The organism is Campylobacter sp. TTU-622, assembly GCF_016598965.1.
GTDB lineage: Bacteria > Campylobacterota > Campylobacteria > Campylobacterales > Campylobacteraceae > Campylobacter_D.
Map to the genome: position 1 here is coordinate 1 of NZ_JAENKR010000155.1, position 1,454 is coordinate 1,454.

A 1,454-nucleotide genomic window follows, 5' to 3' on the forward strand; every position below is an offset into this window, starting at 1 on the left:
AATTTAAACAGGTATTAGCAAAATTTTCTAAGTTCTTAATATAGTTTGAACTAATAAAAACAAAAGGATCTTTTTTAAGAATTTGGGCATTTTTTAAAACTTTTTCTCTAAATTTTTCTAAATCAAAATTTTCTTTTTTTAAAGAAAGACTTGCTTCATTAAAAAATTTTTCTAAATTTCTTATATATTTAATTCTTATTTTTTTTTCTTCATTTTTGGTCAAAATTATCCTTTAAATATTTTTTTGAATACGACATTCTACAGCTTGTTGAACTAAATTTCTAGCTAAAACTTTTTCTGATTTAACAATGTGTATGTTTTTATCGATATTTGAGAAAAGAAATTTTTCTAAATTTCCATTGATATGAATAATAATATCAATAGGTTTTGAAAAACCTGATAAAATTTGGCAAAGCATAGCTAATTTATTTTCATTACTAAAAGTAATGATTACAACAGCACATTCTTCTATATTGGCAATTTTTAAAGTCTCTTTTTGAGCTACATTTGCAAAATAAACATTTTCTCCACGGCTTAGACCAAGTTCTACTAAATTAAGATCATTTTCTAAAACTATATAAGGAATACCGGTTCGTTTTATTTTTTGCACAACTTCTTGTCCTAAATTTCCATATCCAAAAATTACTAAATGGTTTTTAAGAATCGTTTGATCTTGAATATTGTGATTTAAATTAGGAGTTAAAGTTATATCTTCTACTATATTTGTAATTTTTCTTATATTATTTAAAATAAAAGGTGTTAGTATCATAGTTATAATAGAAGTTACAATGAGAATTTGGCCAATTTTAAGATCAAGCATTTCTTTAGCTTGTAAAAGTGAAAAAATTGCTAAAGCAAATTCTCCTATTTGACAAATACTAAAAGCAGTTTTTAGGGCTACACTTTTTTTAGTATATAAAAATAAAAAACCAAAAACAATTATAAATTTAAAGACTAGAACTAAAAAGGTAAGACATAATATAATAAACCAGTTTTCAAAGACAACATTAAATTGAATTTGCATTCCCATTGTTATAAAGAATAACCCTAAAAGCAAATCTCTAAAAGGGATCAAATCTGCTTCAATTTTATGTTTGTATTTAGTTTCTGCTATAAGAACTCCTGCTATAAAAGCACCAAGTGAATAAGAAAAACCAAAATTATTCGCTAAAAAACTTGCTCCAATTACCATAAAAAGTATAGTTACTATAAAAGTTTCTTGAGAAGAAGTATATATAACAAAACGAAAAATTCTATCAACTAAATATTTACTTATTAAGTAAAGTAGGGCAAGTAAAATGATAGCACTAATAAAAATAGTTAATACTAATTGAGATACATTGGTATTTTAGGGGGTGAATATAGTTTTAACTACAATGGAGAAAATATTAAAATCAAAATTCCCCATGGAATAAAAGATGGAGAAAAATTAAGAGCTAAAGGAAAAGGTAGAA

General features: G+C 24.1%; 1 protein-coding gene and 2 pseudogenes. 1 reads left to right on the plus strand and 2 read right to left on the minus strand.

The window, feature by feature from the left end; translation table 11 throughout:
• Both JG677_RS08125 and JG677_RS08130 read right to left on the minus strand, forming a co-directional pair.
• Positions 1–223, minus strand: a 223-nt coding sequence (locus tag JG677_RS08125; RefSeq protein WP_200286133.1) for a hypothetical protein, incomplete at its 3' end; no start/stop codon positions are given.
• A 9-nt stretch (positions 224–232) separates the two neighbouring features.
• Positions 233–1,321 (minus strand): annotated as a pseudogene (locus tag JG677_RS08130) (cation:proton antiporter domain-containing protein); the annotation flags it as partial.
• 24 nt (positions 1,322–1,345) lie between these two features.
• Here JG677_RS08130 and JG677_RS08925 point away from each other — a divergent pair.
• Positions 1,346–1,454: pseudogene (locus tag JG677_RS08925) on the plus strand (J domain-containing protein); the annotation flags it as partial.